Source organism: Nocardioides sp. S5, from assembly GCF_017310035.1.
GTDB lineage: Bacteria > Actinomycetota > Actinomycetes > Propionibacteriales > Nocardioidaceae > Nocardioides.
Window position 1 is genome coordinate 3,597,938 of record NZ_CP022296.1, and the last position, 19,182, is coordinate 3,617,119.

The following is a 19,182-nucleotide window of genomic DNA, read 5'->3' on the forward strand; positions in this document are numbered from 1 at the left end:
GTTCAACCAGTCGATGCAACACTGGGTTGTTGAAGCGAGCGTAGTTGCTCATCGAACACCTCGGCAGGTGTCTTCCACCCAAGGATCTTGCGGGGCCGGTTGTTGAGCGCGTGAGCGACGGCCTCGAGGTCCTCGGCGGACCAACGCGACAGGTCCGTGCCTTTGGGGAAGTACTGGCGCAGCAGGCCGTTGGTGTTCTCGTTGCTCGGCCGCTGCCACGGCGAGTGGGGGTCGGCGAAGAACACCTTCGTGCCGGTCTCCAACGCGAACTGCGCGTGACCCGAGAGCTCCTTGCCGCGATCCCAGGTCAGGGTCTTGCGCAGCTGCTCGGGCAGCTTGGTGATCGACGCACTCAGCGCCGCGTTCATCGCGACGGCCCCGTAGCCGCCGAGCGATGGACCGTTCTTCACGTAGGGCTTCTCGCCCCAGCCCTCCATGCGTGGCAGGTGGACCAGGATCGTTGAGCGGCTGCTGCGCTCAACGATCGTCCCGATCGCCGACCGGCCAGTGCCGATGATCAGGTCGCCCTCCCAGTGACCCGGGACGGCGCGGTCTTCGGCTTCAGCGGGGCGCTCGCTGAGAACCACATCGGCCGTGACATGCCCACCGGGCTTGTTCTGCGATCGGGCCCTCGGCTGCCGTAGCGCACGTCCGGTGCGCAGACACGTGACCAGCTCGCGCTTGAGCGCACCACGCCCCTCAATGAACAGCGACTGGTAGATCGCCTCGTGGCTGATGCGCATGGACTCATCATCGGGGAAGTCGACCTTCAACCGCTGTGCGATCTGCTCCGGGCTCCAGGCCAGCGACCAACGCCGGTCGGCACGGTGCGGCTTGTTCAGCCCCTTCCAGGGGGCCGGTGTGGGGCCAGTGACGATCGTGCCGTCGGGCCGGCGAACGTTGCCGGCGAGCCGATCTTGGACGTACTCCCGCAGTTTCGGGTTCTCGAGCAGCTTCGCGGTCTTGGGGCGCTTGGCCGCCTGCTGTGCCTTCCACTGCGCCACGGTGGCCCGGTACTCCTGCTTCCCCCCACGAGTCGCAGCGTTGCGGCGCAACTCGCGTGAGACCGTTCCGGGATCACGCCCGATCGCGCGGGCGATCTCGCGAACGCCCTTGTCCTGGGCGTGCAGGATGGCGATCTCCTCACGTTCCTCGAAGCTCAGATAGCGGCCGGTGGGCTCGGCCAGCGAAATGGGCGGCATGCCGCCAGCGTGGCGAAACCAGCGGGTCCCAACCGGCACTGACACACCGACCGCCAGCGCCGCTTCTGCCGACGTGATGCCCGTGGCGATCAGCCGCCAGAACTGCCGTTGCACCGCTCGGGACGGGTCAGGACGCCCGGGCGAGCGCATCGCTGGCCGCAACGCCCGGTCAGCACGCCACTGCCGGCGAAGCTCCTCTGGCGCGTCGCTGGTCTTCTTGCTCCAGTCCGCTGTCGCCATGCTCGAACACCTCCGAACTCAAGGTGTTGCGACGACCGGTTGATTTCGCCCTGGGATCCGCGGTCGCTATGGACCACGCAGCCGGCGACGTCGCCTCGTCGGGCCACCGCGTTGTTGAGCGCCGCGACGGCCAGGCGGGACTTCATGCGCGAGTCGATGGAGTAGCCCACGATCCGGTTGGAGTAGACGTCCTTGATCGCGCAGAGGTACAGCTTGCCCTCGCCGGTGCGGTGCTCAGTGATGTCGGTCAGCCAGAGCTCGTTCACCGCATCGGCATTGAACTCGTGGCGGGTCACGCCGTGCTTGTCGACCACGGCGCACAGGTCGTCGTGGACCGGCGGGCCTGGCTTCTTGGCCTTGCCCCGCTTGGGCTTGCCGAACGCGCTCCACCAGCCGTTGCTCGAGCAGATCCGCCACGCGGTGCGCGCGGTCATCGCCTCACCCGCCTCGAGGGCCTCATCGACCAGGAAGCGATAGCCGAACTCGGGGTCATCGCGGTGGGCGTCGAACAGCGCGTTGGCACGGTATGCCTCGATCAACTCGGCGTCGCTGATGGGTGCTGTGAGCCAGCGGTAGTAGGGCTGGCGAGCGATCTTGAGCACCCGGCACGTCACCGTCACGGGCACCCGGATCGGGGCGTCCTTGGCGGCCAGCTCGCGGACGAGCGGGTACATCATTTTCCCGGCAGGTTGGCCTGGGAGAGATAGGCCGCTGCGCGACGCAGGACCTCGTTCTCCTGCTCCAGCAGCCGCAACCGCTTACGAAGGTCGCGGTTCTCAGCAGCCTGCTCGCTCGTCGGGCCGGGCTTGGCGCCGTCCTCGACGTCGGCCTTCTTCATCCAGCCCGTCAGACAGGACTCGCTGATCCCGAAGTCTGCCGCGATCTGCTTGAGGTGGACGCCTGGCTCACGGTTCCTGGCGACGCGCACGACATCGTCACGGAACTCCTGGGGGTAGGGCTTAGCCCGGATCCACCGATGAACTTGGTCTGGTGAGCGCGCCGTAAACGAGAATGCCCTTGTGTAGCGGGAGAATCGGAGTTCTTGAGGCAACGATTCGACCGAACACAAGGGACATCTCTGAGGTGAAACTCTCTCACACGTCGCGGGCGACGTCGGCGGTCTTCGATGATCCGAATCTCGTGTCGGCCGGTGGTCTGGTTCCGGTGCTCGCGTTGGCCGAGTCCGCTGGGCTGCGTGATCTGGCGGATCAGCACTTGACGGTGCCGGGCGACAAGGGCGCGAACGCCGGGTTGAAGGTCGCCTCGCTGGTCGGTGGGATGGTCGCTGGTGCCGATTCGATCGATGACATGGCGCTGTTGCGTCACGGCGGCATGGGGAGGGTATTCGCCCGCGCCTACGCGCCTTCGACGTTGGGTTCCTTCCTGCGGGCGTTCACCTTCGGGCACGTGCGTCAGCTCGACGCGATCGCGTCGAGGTTCCTCATCGCGCTGGCAGGACTCACCGAGCTGTTGCGTCCGTCAGCCGAGGTGAGCCCGGATGCAGACGCGAGTGCTGACTACGCGTTGCTCGATGTCGACGACACGATCATCGAGGTCCATGGCCACGCCAAGCAGGGCGCCGGGTTCGGCTACTCAGGTGTCCGTGGCCTCAACGCCCTGCTCGCCACCCTCACCATCGCCGGCGCCGTCCCGGTGATCGTGGCCCAACGGCTCCGCAAGGGCTCGACTGGGTCACCACGCGGTGCGAAGCGACTGGTCGGCGATGCGGTGCGGACCGCCCGACGACTGCTCGACAAGTCCCACCCGGTCCTAGTGCGGATGGATTCGGCGTTCTACGGCCGCGGACCAGTTCACGCCGCCCTCAAGGGTGGGGCCGCGGTGTCGGTGACCGTGCGGATGGACAAGCGGGTCAAGGCCGCCATCGCCACCATCGACGACGATGCGTGGACCACCATCGAGTACACCGATGCCGTCTTCGACGAAGCCAGTGGCCGGTGGGTCTCACGGGCCGAGGTCGCCGAGATCGGTTTCACCGCGTTTGCCGCCCAGAAGAAGACCGACCACGTGCCGGGCCGGCTGGTGGTCCGGCGGATCCCGGACTTCAACGCCGAGAAGAACAAGGCAGCCGGCCAAGACACCCTGTTTGACACCTGGCGGTTCCATGCGTTCTTCACCACCACCGACGCCGACGTGCTCGACACCGTCGCCGCCGATGCGATCCACCGCCATCACGCGGTCATCGAGCAGGTCCACGCTGACCTCAAACACGCAGCGTTGGCGCACCTGCCGTCCGGGGTGTTCACTGCCAACGCGGCCTGGTTGGTGCTCGCCGTGATGGCGTTCAACCTCACCCGAGCCGCCGCCAGCCTCACCGACCCGCAGATCGCGAAGGCCACCACCGCCACGATCCGTCGCAAGCTGATCACCGTGCCAGCACGGGTCGCGACCTCAGCACGACGGGTCACTCTGCATCTGCCACAAGCCTGGCCCTGGGAGACCGCCTGGACTGCCTTGTTTGACCGAGTCAGCGACCCGCCACCCGCCCTCGCGGCCTGACCAACCAGCAGCCACAGCTGCGCGACGAGGAACAACGTGGAACACCCCGGACAGTGAGGTCCGGCAGATCATCGCGCCCCGGCGCCCTCACCCGGAACCGACCACCATCACCTCATCCCGGCCATGCCGATCGGTGGATCCGGGCTTAGGCACGGTGTACATCCTTCCAGCGGCACCTCTCGGCACCACAGATCAGATGTCACCTATCCATGCAGCAGTCCCTCCCGGACCTACTCGGGCGTACGCAAAGTCATAGACGAGATGGCGGAGGACCCGCCCACCGACGTCATTGCCCACGCCGTGCTGGCCACCGCTCGTAACGACTGGGCTGCCATGGCCATCGCAGCCGGACTGGCCAGCGGCATCGACGAGCTAGGAGCTCGGGTCGGCCAGCGCCTCGAACTTGAGGCGCGACGACGCAACCTCACGGAACAGAGCCCAGCCAACAAGTCTCTGGCGCCATCATTGCTCGGCACACTGATGGCTCATCTCGTCGGGCGAGTGCTCCCCAAAGCCTCTACCGATTCCGCTCGCCCATCCGGTTCTGCCGGAGCGACGGCGAGCCCGCAGGACTCTGGGTCGGTTCGACACACGACGCCCACCCAGTCGCCATTGGACTCAGTCAGGTCAGTTCCGCCACGAGATCCGTGATGTGGCGCAGCAGTGGAACCGCGATGGCTTGCTCCTCAGCCGTGAGAGATCTCCAGGCCACCGAGAGTCGGTCGGCGACAAGGCCGCGCTTGGCGGCCAGAAGTTGCTCACCTCGCTCGGTGAGCGTGAGCACGCGCCGGCGGCGGTCGTCCTCAGCCGGGATGCGGCGCAGCAGACCTGCGCTTTCCAGGCTGGCCGCCTGTTGGGTCACCGTCGGCTGGCTCAACAGCGTGTACGTCGAAATGGCGCCGATGCCCTCAAGACCGCAGATCTGCACAGCATCCAGCAAGACCAACTGCGGCACGGTGACGTCTTCGAAGAGCGGCTGCAGGCGTCCCCTGGTCCGCCGCGCGACCGCGAGCAGAGCCAGCACCGCATCAGCAAACTGGCTTCCGCTGTCCGCGGCGACCACTTCACCACCAGCACCCATACGAGCTCCCGTAGTCCATGGCCACTCATTGACAACACCGGCGCCGAGGGCGATCGGCGACCATATGTTGCGTCACGCTACCGGCCTGCCCTCGACGGACAACTGCTGGGCCAGCGGCAACAATGGGTATCTAACTGCTCAATAGGCAATGTTGCTCATTGGGCAACAGGCGTCATACTCAGGGCATGGATCGTGGGTTGCGGGACCTCAAGCGCGAGGCGACGGGACGGGCGCTCGCCCAAGCCGCCTTCGAGCTGACCCGTGAGCGCGGGCTGTTCGGGTTCGTCACCGCGGATCTCGTGCAGCGTGCTGGCTACTCGCGTCGCACGTTTGCGAACCACTTCTCCTGCAAGGAGGAGGCAGTCGCGTCAGTCGCGTTCGGTGGTGTCGAGGACGCCAGCGCGATCCTGGCCGGCCTGCCCGCGGATCTGCCGTTGCTCGATGCCCTCCTGGCCGTCATGAAGGATCAGCTCACTGCGGACACGTTGGTGAGGATGCGCGAGCTGATGGCGATGGCGCGGGAGTACCCGACCCTGGAGCCCTACGTCCTAGGCGTTCAGCAACGCATGCGCCACACTGCCCAGGAACTCTTGGGGTCGGCAGCCGGGGACCGGTACCCCACCGTCTACGTGCCCCTGCTGTTCGGTGCCGTGTACGGCGCCGTGATGGCCGCCCTCGAGGGAACCCTCGACGTGCACCTGGGCGCCGAGAGCCACGCCACCCCCGCGTCGATGGACTACAGCTCGTTCCTCGACATCACCTTCGACTACCTGCGCCACGGCCTCTAGATCTAGACGCCGCCGCCTCTCGCCCTCAAGGAGCACCAGACCCATGTCCACTTTCTTGTACCGGCTCGGACGAACTGCGTTCGGCAGGCCGTGGCTGTTCATTGCGGGCTGGCTCGCCGTCCTCACGGTGGTCATCGGTGCCGTGGCCATCAACGGGGTGAGCGTCAGCTCCGAGATGAAGATCGAGGGCACCGAGGCCCAGACCGTGCTCGACCGCGTAGCCGATGAGCTCCCCGAGGCCTCCGGGGGTCAGGCCAGCGTGGTCTTCACTGCCCCGGACGGTGAGCGGCTCGACACTCCGGAGCGACTCGCGGTGATCAGCGGCACCGTCGGCGACGTCTATGACCTGGAGAAGGTCGTCAACCCCCTCGACGCCGCGCTGGGTGCCGCCGAGGAGGGCGCCCCGGGCACTCCGCCAGACAATGCACCGGTCGATCCCCTGGCCGGGTCGGACCAGGGGCAGGCGCCTCCCTACCAGCCGCTGCTGGTGGATGGGGCACCGGTGCCCGGGGTGCTGGTGTCCTCGGACGGGCAGGTCGCGCTGTTCCAGTTCCAGTTCACGGTCGCCTCGACCTCGTTGACCGATGACGACGTTACCTCGGTGGTCGAGGTGGTGGAGCGTGCCGAGCAGGGAACGGGCATCACCGTGCTCCCGAGCGACTCGCTGAAGGCCATCGAGATCCCGGTCGGTATCGGTGAGGTGATCGGTCTCGCCGTCGCCGCCCTGGTGCTGGTGCTCACGTTGGGTTCCCTGATCGCGGCCGGTCTGCCCCTGGTCACCGCGCTGGTCGGCGTCGGCATCGGGGTGGGTGGCGCGTACGCGCTCTCGACGGTCGTCGAGATGAACTCCGCCACCCCCGTCCTGGGTCTCATGGTCGGCCTCGCGGTCGGCATCGATTACGCGCTCTTCGTCGTCAACCGGCAGCGTCGGCTGATCCTCGACCGAGGGCTCACCGCCCGGGAGGCAGCCGGCAGAGCAGTCGGCACTGCGGGCAGCGCCGTGTTCTTCGCCGGCCTGACCGTCCTCATCGCGCTGACCGCCCTGACCGTCATCGGCATCGCGACGTTGTCGACTATGGCCCTGGTCGCTGCGTCCACGGTGGCCCTGGCAGTGCTCATCGCCCTCAGCCTGCTGCCCGCGCTGCTAGGCCTAGTCGGGGAGCGGATCTGCTCGGACAAGGCCCGAGGCCGGCGCCGCGCCAAGGAGGACGCGGAGTCGCACAGCGTCGCCGACCACTGGGTGAAGACTGTGATCAGGTTCAGGTGGCCCGTCATCGCCGGCGTGGTCGCGATCCTGGGCGTGATGGCGATCCCCGCAGCCAGCATGAACCTGGGCATCCCCTCCGGCGCGACCGCGAACCAGGACACCGCCGCTCGGCAGAGCTACGAGGCCGTCTCCCAAGGCTTCGGTGAGGGATTCAACGGCCCCCTCCTAGTCACCGCAGAGCCCACCGGCACCGCAGGACGTGTCACCCCCGAGCTGACCGCGAAACTGATCACTGGGTTCCAGGACCGAGACGACATCGTGCTGGCCACCCCCGTCGGCATCAACGAGGCCGGCGACCTCGCCGTGTTCAGCATCATCCCCACCTCAGGCCCCAGCGACGAGGCGACCAGCGACCTCGTGAAGTCACTTCGCGAGCGCGACAGCGCGATCGCCCAGGACAACCAGGTGCAGTTGGGCGTGACCGGCTTCACCGCCATCGGAATCGACATGTCCGACAAGATCGCCAGCGTGCTTCCGCTCTACCTCGGCATCATCATCGTGCTTTCCGTCCTGATTCTGATGGTCGTTTTCCGCTCGGTGGTCGTCCCGATCAAGGCCACAGCCGGCTTCCTGCTCAGCATCCTGGCCACCTTCGGTGCCACCACCGCAGTCTTCCAGTGGGGCTGGGTCAGCGAACTCTTCGGCTTCGACACCGGCGGTCCGCTCATGAGCTTCATGCCGATCATCGTGACCGGCATCCTCTACGGACTCGCCATGGACTACGAGGTCTTCCTGGTCTCCTCGATGCGCGAGGCACACATCCACGGCCAGGCAGCGCGACCAAGCGTCGTCCACGGCTTCGACCACGCCAGCCGGGTCGTCGTCGCAGCCGCCATCATCATGGTCGCGGTGTTCTCCGGCTTCATCTTCAGCCACGACATCATGATCAAGCAGGTCGGCTTCGCACTCGCCGCCGGCATCCTGATCGACGCATTCATCGTCCGGTTGACCCTCGTACCGGCGCTCATGGCCGTCTTCGACGACAGAGCATGGTGGCTTCCCCCCTGGCTCGACCGGCTACTGCCGGACCTCGACATCGAGGGCGACAAGCTCCTGACCATGCTCGACGAGCAGGCCGGAGTCACTGACCGATAGGACATCAAGATCCCAGGCTGATGGAGAACAGACCGCCAAAGGTGCGTCGTGCTTCGGCCGGGTTCGCGCTCCAGGATCCGCTGCGCGGAGAAGGCCGCGGAGCAAGAGGCTGCGATCTCTTCGCCACCCCGTGATGCGCGTCGACCTCATCTGCCGGAGGGAACAGACCCTTCACCCAGCGGACAACCTGGACTTTCCGGCCCGGTTAGTGTCCGAAATATCGGAGGCCGCCTCAAGGTCGGCGCCGCCCGTGGCGTCTCCAATTGCGCGACCGGCCATGACGTGCCGGCTTTCCGTTCACCTGTGCTGGATCGTGTTCGCGCAAGTATTCCTCAAGATCAGCAAGCCCCCGGGCGAGATCTCGACGGAGCTTTCGTTCGGCCAAAAACCGGAGGCGTGGCCGGGGGTGTACGCGAGCCCACTCACCATAGATGGACTCCCCCACGTACCAGCATGCACCGGCAGCGACGAGGCCGCCCACTAACGTCCACCACACGACTGCCAGCACATCCCATAGGGCGTTCCCCAGATGTTGCCAAGCTGGCCCGTTCGGATCCCAATATCTCACTCCACCCACCTCCAGCCCTAGCGGCCGAACCCGGTGGTTCATGATCACCATGCACGCAGGGGTTGAGGTCAGAGTACGCCGAAATACATAGGGGGAAAAGGGTAGTTTGGCGGTGTCGCTTGCCACGGTGATGGGACCACCTCGTTGCCATGAGCATGGGACCACCCGAAGGTGTGGGTGAGCATCACAGGGCCTCGCTTCCTGGGTCAATGTCGGCGCGCTGGTTGAGTCGGTCTCGTTGCCGGTAGGAGGGGCCTTCGATGACCAGGGTGTGCGCGCCTGAGGTGAGTCGGTCGATCGCGGACTGGGCGAGCAGCGCGTCGCTCATCATGGCCAGCCACTCGGCGGGGTCCCGGTTCGAGGTCACGATGGTGCTCGCGCGGCGGTGGCGTTCGACGATGATCTCGTAGAAGTCGTTGGTCTCGGTGGCCTCGAGCCGTCGTAGCGCGAAGTCGTCGATGATCAGCACGTCGACGCGGGCGAGCTTGCGGATCTCGGCCTCGAGGGTGTTGTCGAGTCGGGCGGCGCGGAGCCGGGTGAACAGCTTGTCGGCGCGGGCGAAGTGGACGCTGAGCCGGCGTCGGATAGCGGTGTGGCCGAGCGCTGATGCGAGGTGGGTCTTCCCGACGCCGACCGGGCCGAGGATCAGGGCGCCGTGGCCGGCCTCGGTGAACCGCAGGCTGGTCAGGTCCGACAGCAGGGTCCGGTCGTAGGAGAGGTCGTCGAGCTCGTCCCAGGCTTCCAGCCGCATCGTGGGGTCCAGCCCGGCGGTGCGGGCGCGCAGCATCGCCGAGCGGGACTCCCGGCGAGTGATCTCGTCGGCCAGCACCAGCTCGAGGAACGCGGCATGGCCCATCTTGCGTTGCTTGGCCAGCGCGAGCCGCTCGGGCAGGGTGTCCTTCAGACCGCCGAGCTTGAGCGCCTTCAGTGTCCGCATCAGGTCGGTCCCGACCGGATCGACCGGCCCGACCTTGGTCGTTGTGCTCATCGGGTGGGCTCCAGGTCTGTGCCATCCCCGGCGACCCGGCCGCCGGGGATGAGGGTGAGCCGGACGCTGCCGCGACCGGAGTACTCCTTGGGGTCGCGAGCGAACCGGCCGCCCTGGGCGTTGTGGCCGGAGCCGGCTGCGGCAGGCAGCACCGGCTGTTCGCGCTCGGTGGCCTTCTCGAGCATCGAGGCGATCTTCGACACGCTGACCACGTCGAGGTCCAGCGCTCGTGCGCAGGCGTTCTCGACCGGCTCTGGGCCGTAGCGGCGGACCAGACCTTGTAGCCGGTACACGCTGCGCATCCTCGTCCAGGGCAGCGGATCGTCGAGCAGCCGCTCGGCATAGATCCCGATGTTCTCCCCGTGCCCGGCGCACACGCCGATCAGCTTGGTGAGGTCTCGCAGCGCGTAGCCGGTCTTCTCCTCGGGCAGGTCCTCACGGTCCGTGGACCGTCCGCCGGGCGGCTGCCGTGGGTGGGTCTTGACCAGCCGGCCCGGTCCCACCTGGCCGGTCCGGCCGGTGGTGTAGAGCTTGACCAGCTCGCTGTCGGCGCGAGCGTCCAGCTGGCGGCCCAGGTATGGCTCGGGCACCGAGTAGAGCGCCTTGGCGACCTCGACGTGGAAGTCGCGGTGCACCTTGACCCGCTTGAACACCGGCACGTCATAGGGCTCCGGGGCCGGCAACAGGCAGCTCGCTTCGAGCTCGGCGAACGCCTCGGCCGGTCGGGCCTGGGTGGTGCCGTGGATCCGCATCCCGGCCCGCTGCGCACACCATGCCTCGACGCGAGCCTGCGCATCGGCGAGGTCGGTGAAGGACTCCCCGGCCCAGAAGTTGCCGCGCACGTACTGCACCACCCGCTCCACCCGCGGCTTGTCCTGCGGCGAGCGGATCCGGGCCGGGTCGGTCCCGAACCCGACGTGCTGGGCGTAGTCCAACCAGCCCACGTTCAGCGTCGGGTTCACCGCGTCGGCGTCGGTCACGACCGGCTTGAGGTTGTCCGGGATCAGCACCTTGAAGGCGCCGCCGAAGAACCGCCAGGCTGCCTCGCAGCCGGCGATCACCGCGACGAGCGTCTGGGAGTAGGTCAACCACACGAACATGTGCCTGCTGACCACGGCAGTGAAGATCAGCGCGTGCACCTTCCGCCGGCGACCGGTCTCCGGGTCGGTCAGGTAGCCCATCTGGGCGAAGTCGACCTGGCACTCCACGCCCGGCTCGCCGTCGGCGACCCGCACCGTGGTCCTCTTCGGTCGGAATCCGCACCGCTCGACCGCGAACCGGTGCAGCGTCCGGTACGACACCACGCACCCCTGCCGGGCGAGCAACTCCTCGATCTTCACGATGCTCAACGGCTCGGCGCCGTCGCCGCCCTTGACCCAGGCGCTGATCTGCTCCTCGTGAGCCAGCAGTAGCTCCCACGAAGCGCCGTGCCCGTTCGGCCGTGCCGGCCGCACCGCCTCGACCACGACACCGACCAGCTCATCGGTGAGCGCCTCGACACCCGCGTCGCGCGACAGGCCGGCGGCCTCGGCCGCGGCCACGTACCGGCGAGCGGTCTTCCGGTCCACACCGGCCCGCTCGGCGACCTTCCGCAGCCCCAACCCCGCGAGCCACGCCCGCAGCACCTCGAACACCTCAACCACGCTGACCTCCCTGAATCCCACCGCTGACGACCTCCGCGCCGACTGACCTGACGCGGCGATCCAACGGCCGAACCGAGGACCCACCGGCCAGGCGCGCCGGGTGGTCCCATGACTGGCAATCCAGGTGGTCCCATGAACCTGGCAGAAAACCGCTCAGAGCGGTCCCATGCTCATGGCAGGCGACAGGCGGCACTGAGCGCTACCCACGGCCGCTGCCAGGCAGCAGAGCCAGACGCCAATATGATCGACCAGGACGAACACCCCGACCGACCGAGCCCGCCGCCGAGAGAACGACGCCTTGCAGTCGCTTGGCGGAGCAAGGCGAGCGCCGTCGCTAGTACAAAGCTCAGGCATCGGTGGCCCAACTCTGAGAGGCGGAGCGCCTTCGTCGGCGGGCCTCCATCCGCAGGTCACCAAGGATTCAACCCCCCACCCCACCACCCCCCACGAACTCCCCAGTCGAGCTGTCTCACCAACGTGCGCTGTCTCGGCGCCAAACAACCGGGAACATCGATTTGGCCCCGCAGAATCGAGGCCATGCGCTCCTCGACATCGCAGATGCAGCGGCGCCTGAGCCGGGTTGATGTTCGACGTCAAAACGAGCGCTACCCACTGAAGTGGGAGTCAGAAATGGGGACGCCTCAGATAGAGCAGGTGAAGTTTGGACGACTGATGCCGTGCACCCTCAGGTTCGAAGTGACGCCGCAGCGCCGTGGAGGTCTTGGGTCAGCATGGCCTCGAGCTCCGGAAGGGCCAAGGCCGACTGCGCGGCGTCGCGAACTCCACTGCGTGCCGGCTTATCCCGGGCGGTGGCCGAACGGGCCACCGTCGTCCAGGCCTCTGCGGCTCGGCTGGCTGACCGCGCCGATGAGGTGGTTGCTTCATCCCCGGTCATCTGGGCGATCTCGAAAGCCCCCTGGGCCAGCAGCCGGCGGAAGAGGCCGCCGCCTGTGCCTGCCTTCTCGATGAACGCGCCGAGGCTGAACAACATGATTTCGAGTTCCTCGTCGTCGTGGCGCTCCCAGCCCGCAATGTCCGTGGCAAAGGCATGCGCTGCGGCGACTCCTGCGCTGCGGACCATCAGACCGGCGGCGTCACCCGGTTCTGAGGGTAGCTCGTCGAAGACTCTGGTGGCGCTGGTGGGATTGCTCACCGCTTGGGCTGACTGGGCGAATGCCTCAGCCGCCGCGGACGCCAGATCCGGCAGCTCGGCGGGCCACCTGATGTCATACAGCGTGTGTCGCGTCGGTTGCGGGAACGACGTGGAACTGCGGGCCCGCGCAAGGGCCTCGTAGGGGACCTCCTGGACGTCTTCGCGATCGTTGTCGACCACCAGAGCGCATGGTCATCGAACCCGATGACCACGATGTCGTGGCGGCTCATCGAAAGTTTGACGCGCAGATATGGCAGCTCGGCAATGTCAGCCCAGAGCATGACTGGACGACCGCCCTCGATCTCGGCGCGTACCCAGCTCCACCCCTCGGCGGGATCATCAGTAACCCGCTGCTCGGCCGCTGCGCCAAGCCGACGAGGCAGATCCAGCTCGAGCTCTCCGCCACGGCCAACCAGGTACAGGGGTGGGAAAAGGCCTACCGAGCGCACACAGGAGAGACCGAGCGCGCCGCCGAGAGCGAACACCAGACCTTCGCTGGGAGGGCCGTCCCATCCGAGTCCGGCCCACTCCAGCAGGTCTCGCAGAGCGCCGGACCCACAGTGCCCACCGATCCGATGCGGGTAGGGCGACACCTGTGCGGCGGCATGACTAGTAGTCATGAAGCCGTCTTTCGCATCCGAGCCTGCGTGTCGGACGGTGATCGGTAGCAGTCAACCTCTGCTCGCTGAACGATCACGGCCTCGGCTCTCTCTCAACGCCTCTCGGACCGCCGGTCTCCTCGGCGGTCTTGGTGATGGCGCTCTCCAGGCTCCGTGCGTACGCAGCAGCGAAGTGGGCGACGTCAACGAGCACGAACATTGCGGTCGAGGTGAGCACCCTCTGCCCCTCCGGGTCGGTGATGGTGGCTTCAACCTGAAGTCGACGCCCATCGCGACCGGTGAGGTGGGCGTCCAACCGATAGGTGACGTCCAAGAGGACAGGCTGCAGGTACTCGATCTCGAGGCGTCGAGTCACCGCCGGGCCGCCAACTAAGTACTGGAGGAATCCATAGAGGTCGTCGATGACCGTCGCCAACGCCCCACCATGAGCGATCCCCGGCGCGCCCTCGTGCCGGCGGTCGAAGGCGTGCGCAGCGACCACGCCGTCCCCCGCACGTCGCACCTCGAGATGGTGACCATGCGGATTGTCCTCGCCGCAGCCCAGACAGTTGGCGTGGTGTGAGGCAAGGCGAGCCCCGTCGTCAGGAGGACGGAACTTCTCTGCAAACGTCGCGATCAGGTCATCAAATCGACTCATCCCGCTACCCCGCCTGCCATGACAGTGTCGATCCAGCGTTCGAGGACATCACGCTGCCACTTAGAAGGATGCGGGACGAGCATCCCGCTCACTCCTCGACCTAACAGGAGATCCAGCGTCAACTGGATCAGAACCGGATCCGTGGTGATCCAGACGCGACATACCTCCCGAAGCTCGGCGTGCACCCGCTCCTCCGCCGGAACCAGCTGGCGTCGAAGGTCCTCGTCGGTGCGTGCCGCGGCCCATAACTCCAACGTGGCTCCGTACAGCGGCCCGGACAACGCCTCAGCGAGGAGCTCCAGGGCCGCCAGTGCTGCCGCTCTGGTCGGTTGAGCCGAGGGGTCCAGACTGTCTCCGATCCGTATCGCGAGACTGTCTTGAACATGCGTGAGACGTTGCTGAGCCAAATGCTCGACCGCCGCCACGACCATCTGGTCTCGCGTGCCGAAGTGGTGGAGCTGAGCGCCTCGCGACAAGCCAGCTCGCTCGGCCACGGCAGGGCCAGTGGTCCCCGCGTACCCCAGCTCCGCCAAGCAAGCCACCGTGGTGTCCAGCAGCAGCCGGCGGGTTGCGACCGCCCGAACCTGTCGATCCTGCACGCCAGCGGTCATGTTGAACACTGTACATACATACATGCATGTATGCGCTCTAGGTGGAGCAGTGCTCGCCTTCGCACTCCTAGCGCGCCAGACACCGTGCCGAAAGCCGTTGCTAGGTAACGGACCGCGGACAATGCCATCTGCTGGCGCGCTGGCAGCAGGCTCTCCCGGCCAACCAGGCGGCATATGTGTCGATCTCGCCACCCGCGCCCTCTCCCCCGGTGGCCTACTTGTCCCGGCCACGTTCGGCCCCGACGGGACCCCGTCTTTCTCGGGCCAGCCAACGGCCCGTCACTTGGCCGACGACCTCGCCGTCTCCTTCGCGCCCGCCTTCCCCTTTGGCCCGTGCGGAGACGCGATGCACTGCACTCCCGGCGGCGCCGAGCAGCAGTTCACCTGAGAACGGCGCGGCGCACCGATCTACTGCTGCTGACCTCCGCCAAGCGGATCACGAAGGAGCGGGGCGCCGGCGCCATGCCCTCGACCGCGCCCGAGTTCGTGGCCGTGGTCCCGGAGAGCACGCCCCGACTTGTCGTGACCAGAGTCCGTGGCACCGTTGCAAGTCATGCCGAGTGTCCTCCGATCGATGGTGACGCACGTAGGGACGACGTAGGGACGCAAGGCCTAGCTGCTCGGCGTGTGTTGGAGACTAGCCCTCGGAAGTCGCTGTGGTCGTGTAGGAAATGGGGCCCTTGGTACTTGCGGTGGGGGTGTCCGTGGCCATGAAAAAGTCCCCACTGGTGGCCAGGTAGCGGTCCCCACTGGTGGCCATGTCGGGTCCCCGGTGATGGCCAGGTCGAAGTCCCCGCTCCTCGTTCTTCGCGTGTTGTAACGGCTCGTGAGGGCCCTGCGTGGTGACGGTTGGCGATGTCTGGTCAGCCGTCGTCACCACGCAGGGGTCTTCATTGAAGAACGAGAGAGAACGAATGGACATCATTTCGGCCTACCGCGAGGTGGGCACTTACCGGGGAGCGGCCGAGTTGTGCGGCACGACCCACAAGACGGTGCGTCGGGTCATCGACGCCCACCAGGCCAGCAGTCGCGGCGAGCCGCCGGCGCCGCGGGTGGAGCGGGGTCGCAACTACGACTCGGTCGCCCACCTGGTCGCGGAGAAGGTCAACGACACCGTCGGCAAGATCAGCGCGAAGCGGCTGCTGCCGGCCGCGCGTGCGGCTGGGTATGAGGGGTCGGACCGGAACTTCCGGCGGCTGGTCGCGGACGCGAAGCGCGAGTGGCGCATCGGGCAGGCCCGTGCTGGCGGACGCCGACCGGCGGTGTGGACCCCGGGTGAGGTACTCGCCATCGACTGGGGCACCGAGATCGTGGCCGGCCGACGGGTGCACGTGTTCTGTGCGGTGCTGGCCTGGTCGCGCTACCGGTTCGTCCGGTTCGGCCCCGATGAGCAGCAAACCACCACCCTGGCGCTGCTGGCCGAGTGCTTCGAGGAGCTCGGCGGGGTGCCGAAGCTGGTGCTGGCCGACCGGATGGCCTGTCTGAAGGGCAACGTGGTCGCGAACGTGGTCGTCCCGGCACCGGACTACGTCCGGTTCGCCGCCCACTACCGGTTCCGGCCCGACTTCTGCCACGCGAGCGATCCGGAATCCAAGGGCATCGTGGAGAACCTCGTCGGCTACGCCAAGGACGACCTCCTCGTCCCCTTGAGGCTTGAGGACGACGCGACCGTGTGGGCAGGCGGCTATGCCGGACTGAACACCCGCGCGCGAGCCTGGTGCACGGAGGTCAACGGCCGCCGGCACAGCGAGATCCACGCGATCCCGGACGACCGGCTGGTCACCGAGCGTGACCTGCTCGGCGAGCTGCCGTCGCTACGGCTCGAGGTGGGTCCCGCCCCGATCACCAGGAAGGTGGACAAGCTCTCCTGCATCCGATTCGGGTCCGCGCGCTACTCGGTCCCGAACCGGCTGATCGGGCGGATCGTGACGGTGCTGGTCGACGAACGCGACCGGATCCTGCGCGTGATCGAGCCGATCACCGGCGAAGTCCACGCCGAGCACGGGCTGGTGGCGCCGGGTGAGACCAGCATCGACGACGCCCACTACGACCGGCCCCGACCGGCCACACCCGAGCGTCGGGCGCGGGGCCGGACCGTGGCCGAGAAGCAGTTCTTGGCCCTGGGTCCAGTGGCCGAGCAGTTCCTGGTCGGTGCCGCCGCGGCCGGGGTCACCAAGCTCAACACCGAGATAGCCACGGTGCTGGACCTGGGCGCCGCCCACGGCACCGACGCACTGCAAGCGGCGCTGGAACGTGCGGTGGCGTTCGGGAGGTGGCGTTCCGACGACGTCCGGTCGATCCTGGCCACCAACGGACACGCACCCCGACCCACCCCGGCCGGGCAGGCGCTGGTGATGACCCTGCCCACCGTCCCGACCCGAACGCTGGACGCCTACCGGATCAATCCCGACGCCCGACCAGCCGCAGGACCGCTCCTGGACGAAGCCGTGGACGGCGGTGACGTGTCGTGACCGCCACGACCCCGCCGCCGCTGGCCACCGACCTGAACGACGGACTGAAGCGGCTCAAGATGGCCGCGATGCGCCGCCTGGCACCCGAGCTGCTCCTCACCGCGAAGACCCAACGCTGGAACCCCGAGGAGTTCCTCCGCACCCTCATCGAGGCCGAGATCGCCTCACGTGATGAGTCCAACCGGCGTACCCGGATGCGACAAGCCGGCTTCCCGGTCACCAAACGACTCGAGGAGTTCGACGTCGCCGCATCCTCGATCCCACCGGCCACGTTCGACTACCTCGCCAGCCTGGAGTGGATCCGCGCCGCCGAGAACGTGTGCCTGATCGGGCCCGCCGGGACGGGGAAGTCACACACCCTGATCGCACTCGGGATCGCGGCAGTCGAAACAGGTCACCGGGTCCGTTACTTCACCGCCGCCGAACTCGTCGAGACCCTCTACCGCGGGCTGGCCGACAACTCCGTCGGGAAGGTCATCGAGAACCTGCTGCGCCACGACCTGCTCCTGGTCGACGAGCTCGGGTTCGCGCCGCTGGACGACACCGGCGCGCAGCTGCTGTTCCGGTTCGTCGCGGCTGCCTACGAACGCCGCTCGCTCGGGATCGCGTCCCACTGGCCCTTCGAGTCCTGGGGACGGTTCCTGCCCGAGCACACCACCGCGGTCAGCATGCTCGACCGGCTCCTGCACCACTGCCACACCGTCGTCACCGACGGCGACTCCTACCGAATGAAACAGGCCCGAGCGAACGGAGGAACCCGCCTCAAGAGCAACTGAGAACCCACGAGGGGTGGGGACTTTCAGTTGGCCACCAGTGGGGACCACGACTTGGCCATTGACAGGGGGTAGGCGACACGCGCCGCTGAGCTGACCCGGAGATGGGTCGAGACCTTCCAAAGTTTGGTGCGACCAAGCAACCGAACCGGAAGGCCTCGACGATGTCGCAGCCTACGGCGTGCGATCGCGCGCGTTCGTGTCCAGATCCGTCCTACTGCCAGTGAAGTGCCCCCGCTAGCCCGGACACCTTGAGTGAGGCGACGATGGTCGCCCGAGAGGAGTCCCTGTGCCTGCACCGAAGAGTCCTGAGTTCCGTCGTCGAGCAGTCGAGCTGGCGCGGCTGCGTGAGAAGCCGATCGCTCAGATCGCGAAGGATCTCGGCATTGCCGAGTCCGGTCTGCGTCGCTGGATGAAGCAGGCCGACATCGACGACGGCGTCCAAGACGGCCTGACCTCTGATGAGCGGGCCGAGCTGGTCCAGCTGCGCCGTGACAAGCGGGTGCTCGAGATGGAGATCGAGATCTTGAAGCGGGCCAGTGCCTACTTCGCTCGGGAGAACGTGCTCCCAAAATAGTGTTCCCGGTAGTCCAGGAGCTTGCCGCGGACGGTGTTCCGGTCGCGGTGACCTGCCGGGTGCTGAACGTCTCGACCTCGGGCTACTACGAATGGGCGCGGCGCCGAGCGAGCCGTCGTGACCTCGAGCAGGCCTACCTGATGGCCGCGATCCACGACGTGCACGCCGCCTCCTACGGCACCTACGGCCACCGCCGGGTCCATGCCGAGCTGACCATGGGCCGGCGTCTGGAGGTCAGCCACGGCCGTGTCGAGCGACTGATGCGCTCCACCGGCCTGCAGGGCGTGCACCGACGCAGGCTGCGGGGCTGCACCCGCCGCGATCAGGCCGCGACACCATCGGAGGACCTGGTCGAGCGGAACTTCCGCCCCGATGCCCCAGACAGGCTCTACGTCGCCGACGTGACCCAGCACCGCACAGGTGAGGGGTGGTTGTACTTCGCGGTCGTCATCGACTGCTTCAGCCGCCGCGTCGTGGGCTGGTCGATCGCGGACCACATCCGCTCCGAGCTGGTGGTCGATGCGTTGCAGATGGCGATCTGGAACCGTCGCCCACCGGCCGGGGCGGTCCATCACAGCGACCACGGGTCGACCTACACCAGCTGGGCCTTCGGTCACCGGCTGCGCGAAGCAGGGTTGCTCGGATCGATGGGCACGATCGGCGACTGTTTCGACAACTCCGTGGCCGAGAGCTTCTTCGCGACCCTGCAGACCGAGCTGCTCGACCGCTCGACCTGGCCGACCCGTGAAGTCCTGGCGAACGCGATCTTCAGCTTCGTCACGGCTTCTACAACCCGCGCCGGCGTCACTCGACGCTCGGCTACCTCAGCCCCGCCGACTACGAGACCCAGCACGCATTGAGGACGCCTGCTGGACCCCCAAGCGAGACCGCTGCATGATCAGATCCACCCAACCCCAGTAGTCCGGGGAACCGGGGGCACTTCACAGCGCT

Annotated in this window: 15 protein-coding genes and 2 pseudogenes; 8 read left to right on the forward strand and 9 right to left on the reverse strand. The window is 67.2% G+C overall.

Going from position 1 to position 19,182, the window contains the following annotated elements:
- Positions 1–2: 2 nt before the first annotated feature.
- A complete protein-coding gene (locus tag CFI00_RS17815) occupies positions 3–1,202 on the reverse strand; it encodes an IS30 family transposase (RefSeq protein WP_207082267.1) in 1,200 nt (399 codons plus the stop codon).
- Positions 1,203–1,492: 290 nt separating this feature from the next.
- Positions 1,493–2,412, reverse strand: a pseudogene (locus CFI00_RS17820) (IS3 family transposase); the annotation flags it as partial.
- Positions 2,413–2,525: 113 nt separating this feature from the next.
- Here CFI00_RS17820 and CFI00_RS17830 point away from each other — a divergent pair.
- Positions 2,526–3,959 carry an IS1380 family transposase gene (locus CFI00_RS17830; RefSeq protein WP_207082367.1) on the forward strand — a complete coding sequence of 478 codons (1,434 nt, stop codon included), beginning with the start codon at positions 2,526–2,528 and terminating at the stop codon, positions 3,957–3,959.
- A 622-nt stretch (positions 3,960–4,581) separates the two neighbouring features.
- Here the strand turns inward: CFI00_RS17830 and CFI00_RS17835 are convergent.
- Positions 4,582–5,040, reverse strand: coding sequence for a MarR family transcriptional regulator (locus CFI00_RS17835; RefSeq protein ID WP_207082368.1), 459 nt, complete (start codon positions 5,038–5,040; stop codon positions 4,582–4,584).
- Between the two features lie 185 nt (positions 5,041–5,225).
- On the opposite strand from CFI00_RS17835, the gene CFI00_RS17840 reads away from it, so the two are divergent.
- Positions 5,226–5,828: a TetR/AcrR family transcriptional regulator gene (locus CFI00_RS17840; RefSeq protein WP_207082369.1), complete on the forward strand. Its 603-nt coding sequence runs from the start codon at positions 5,226–5,228 to the stop codon at positions 5,826–5,828.
- Positions 5,829–5,871: 43 nt separating this feature from the next.
- On the forward strand, positions 5,872–8,190 hold the full coding sequence (locus CFI00_RS17845; RefSeq protein WP_207082370.1) for an MMPL family transporter: 2,319 nt from the start codon (positions 5,872–5,874) through the stop codon (positions 8,188–8,190).
- Between the two features lie 752 nt (positions 8,191–8,942).
- On the opposite strand, the gene istB (CFI00_RS17850) is transcribed toward CFI00_RS17845, so the two are convergent.
- The 5 genes and pseudogenes from istB (CFI00_RS17850) to CFI00_RS23700 form a co-directional block, all read right to left on the reverse strand.
- Complete coding sequence (gene istB / locus CFI00_RS17850; protein ID WP_207082265.1) at positions 8,943–9,746, reverse strand: IS21-like element helper ATPase IstB; 804 nt, start codon at positions 9,744–9,746, stop codon at positions 8,943–8,945.
- Positions 9,743–11,389: an IS21 family transposase gene (gene istA, locus CFI00_RS17855; protein WP_207082371.1), complete on the reverse strand. Its 1,647-nt coding sequence runs from the start codon at positions 11,387–11,389 to the stop codon at positions 9,743–9,745. The genes istB (CFI00_RS17850) and istA (CFI00_RS17855) overlap by 4 nt, the downstream gene beginning before the upstream one ends.
- A gap of 685 nt (positions 11,390–12,074) precedes the next feature.
- The gene (locus CFI00_RS23690) at positions 12,075–12,722 is read right to left on the reverse strand and encodes a DUF4872 domain-containing protein (RefSeq protein ID WP_242532470.1); all 648 of its coding nucleotides are present in this window, start codon (positions 12,720–12,722) and stop codon (positions 12,075–12,077) included.
- A gap of 68 nt (positions 12,723–12,790) precedes the next feature.
- Positions 12,791–13,162 (reverse strand): annotated as a pseudogene (locus tag CFI00_RS23695) (BtrH N-terminal domain-containing protein); the annotation flags it as partial.
- A 73-nt stretch (positions 13,163–13,235) separates the two neighbouring features.
- Complete coding sequence (locus CFI00_RS23700; protein ID WP_242532471.1) at positions 13,236–13,577, reverse strand: hypothetical protein; 342 nt, start codon at positions 13,575–13,577, stop codon at positions 13,236–13,238.
- 9 nt (positions 13,578–13,586) lie between these two features.
- On the opposite strand from CFI00_RS23700, the gene CFI00_RS23705 reads away from it, so the two are divergent.
- Entirely contained in the window at positions 13,587–13,724 is a 138-nt protein-coding gene (locus tag CFI00_RS23705) for a hypothetical protein (RefSeq protein ID WP_242532472.1), read from the forward strand.
- Between the two features lie 71 nt (positions 13,725–13,795).
- Here CFI00_RS23705 and CFI00_RS17870 read toward each other — a convergent pair whose 3' ends face one another.
- Complete coding sequence (locus CFI00_RS17870; RefSeq protein ID WP_166191397.1) at positions 13,796–14,410, reverse strand: TetR/AcrR family transcriptional regulator; 615 nt, start codon at positions 14,408–14,410, stop codon at positions 13,796–13,798.
- A gap of 893 nt (positions 14,411–15,303) precedes the next feature.
- Between CFI00_RS17870 and istA (CFI00_RS17875) the strand changes: the two genes are divergently transcribed.
- The 4 genes from istA (CFI00_RS17875) (at position 15,304) to CFI00_RS17890 (ending at position 19,091) form a co-directional block, all read left to right on the forward strand.
- Positions 15,304–16,881, forward strand: a complete 1,578-nt coding sequence (gene istA, locus CFI00_RS17875) for an IS21 family transposase (protein WP_242532858.1) — start codon at positions 15,304–15,306, stop codon at positions 16,879–16,881.
- Positions 16,878–17,657, forward strand: a complete 780-nt coding sequence (gene istB, locus CFI00_RS17880) for an IS21-like element helper ATPase IstB (RefSeq protein ID WP_242532459.1) — start codon at positions 16,878–16,880, stop codon at positions 17,655–17,657. The genes istA (CFI00_RS17875) and istB (CFI00_RS17880) overlap by 4 nt, the downstream gene beginning before the upstream one ends.
- Before the next feature lie 286 nt (positions 17,658–17,943).
- Positions 17,944–18,231 carry a transposase gene (locus CFI00_RS17885; RefSeq protein ID WP_166191394.1) on the forward strand — a complete coding sequence of 96 codons (288 nt, stop codon included), beginning with the start codon at positions 17,944–17,946 and terminating at the stop codon, positions 18,229–18,231.
- Positions 18,231–19,091 (forward strand): IS3 family transposase, encoded by an 861-nt coding sequence (locus CFI00_RS17890; protein WP_207082373.1) that lies wholly within the window; start codon positions 18,231–18,233, stop codon positions 19,089–19,091. Before CFI00_RS17885 ends, CFI00_RS17890 begins: the two co-directional genes overlap by 1 nt.
- Positions 19,092–19,182: the final 91 nt, after the last annotated feature.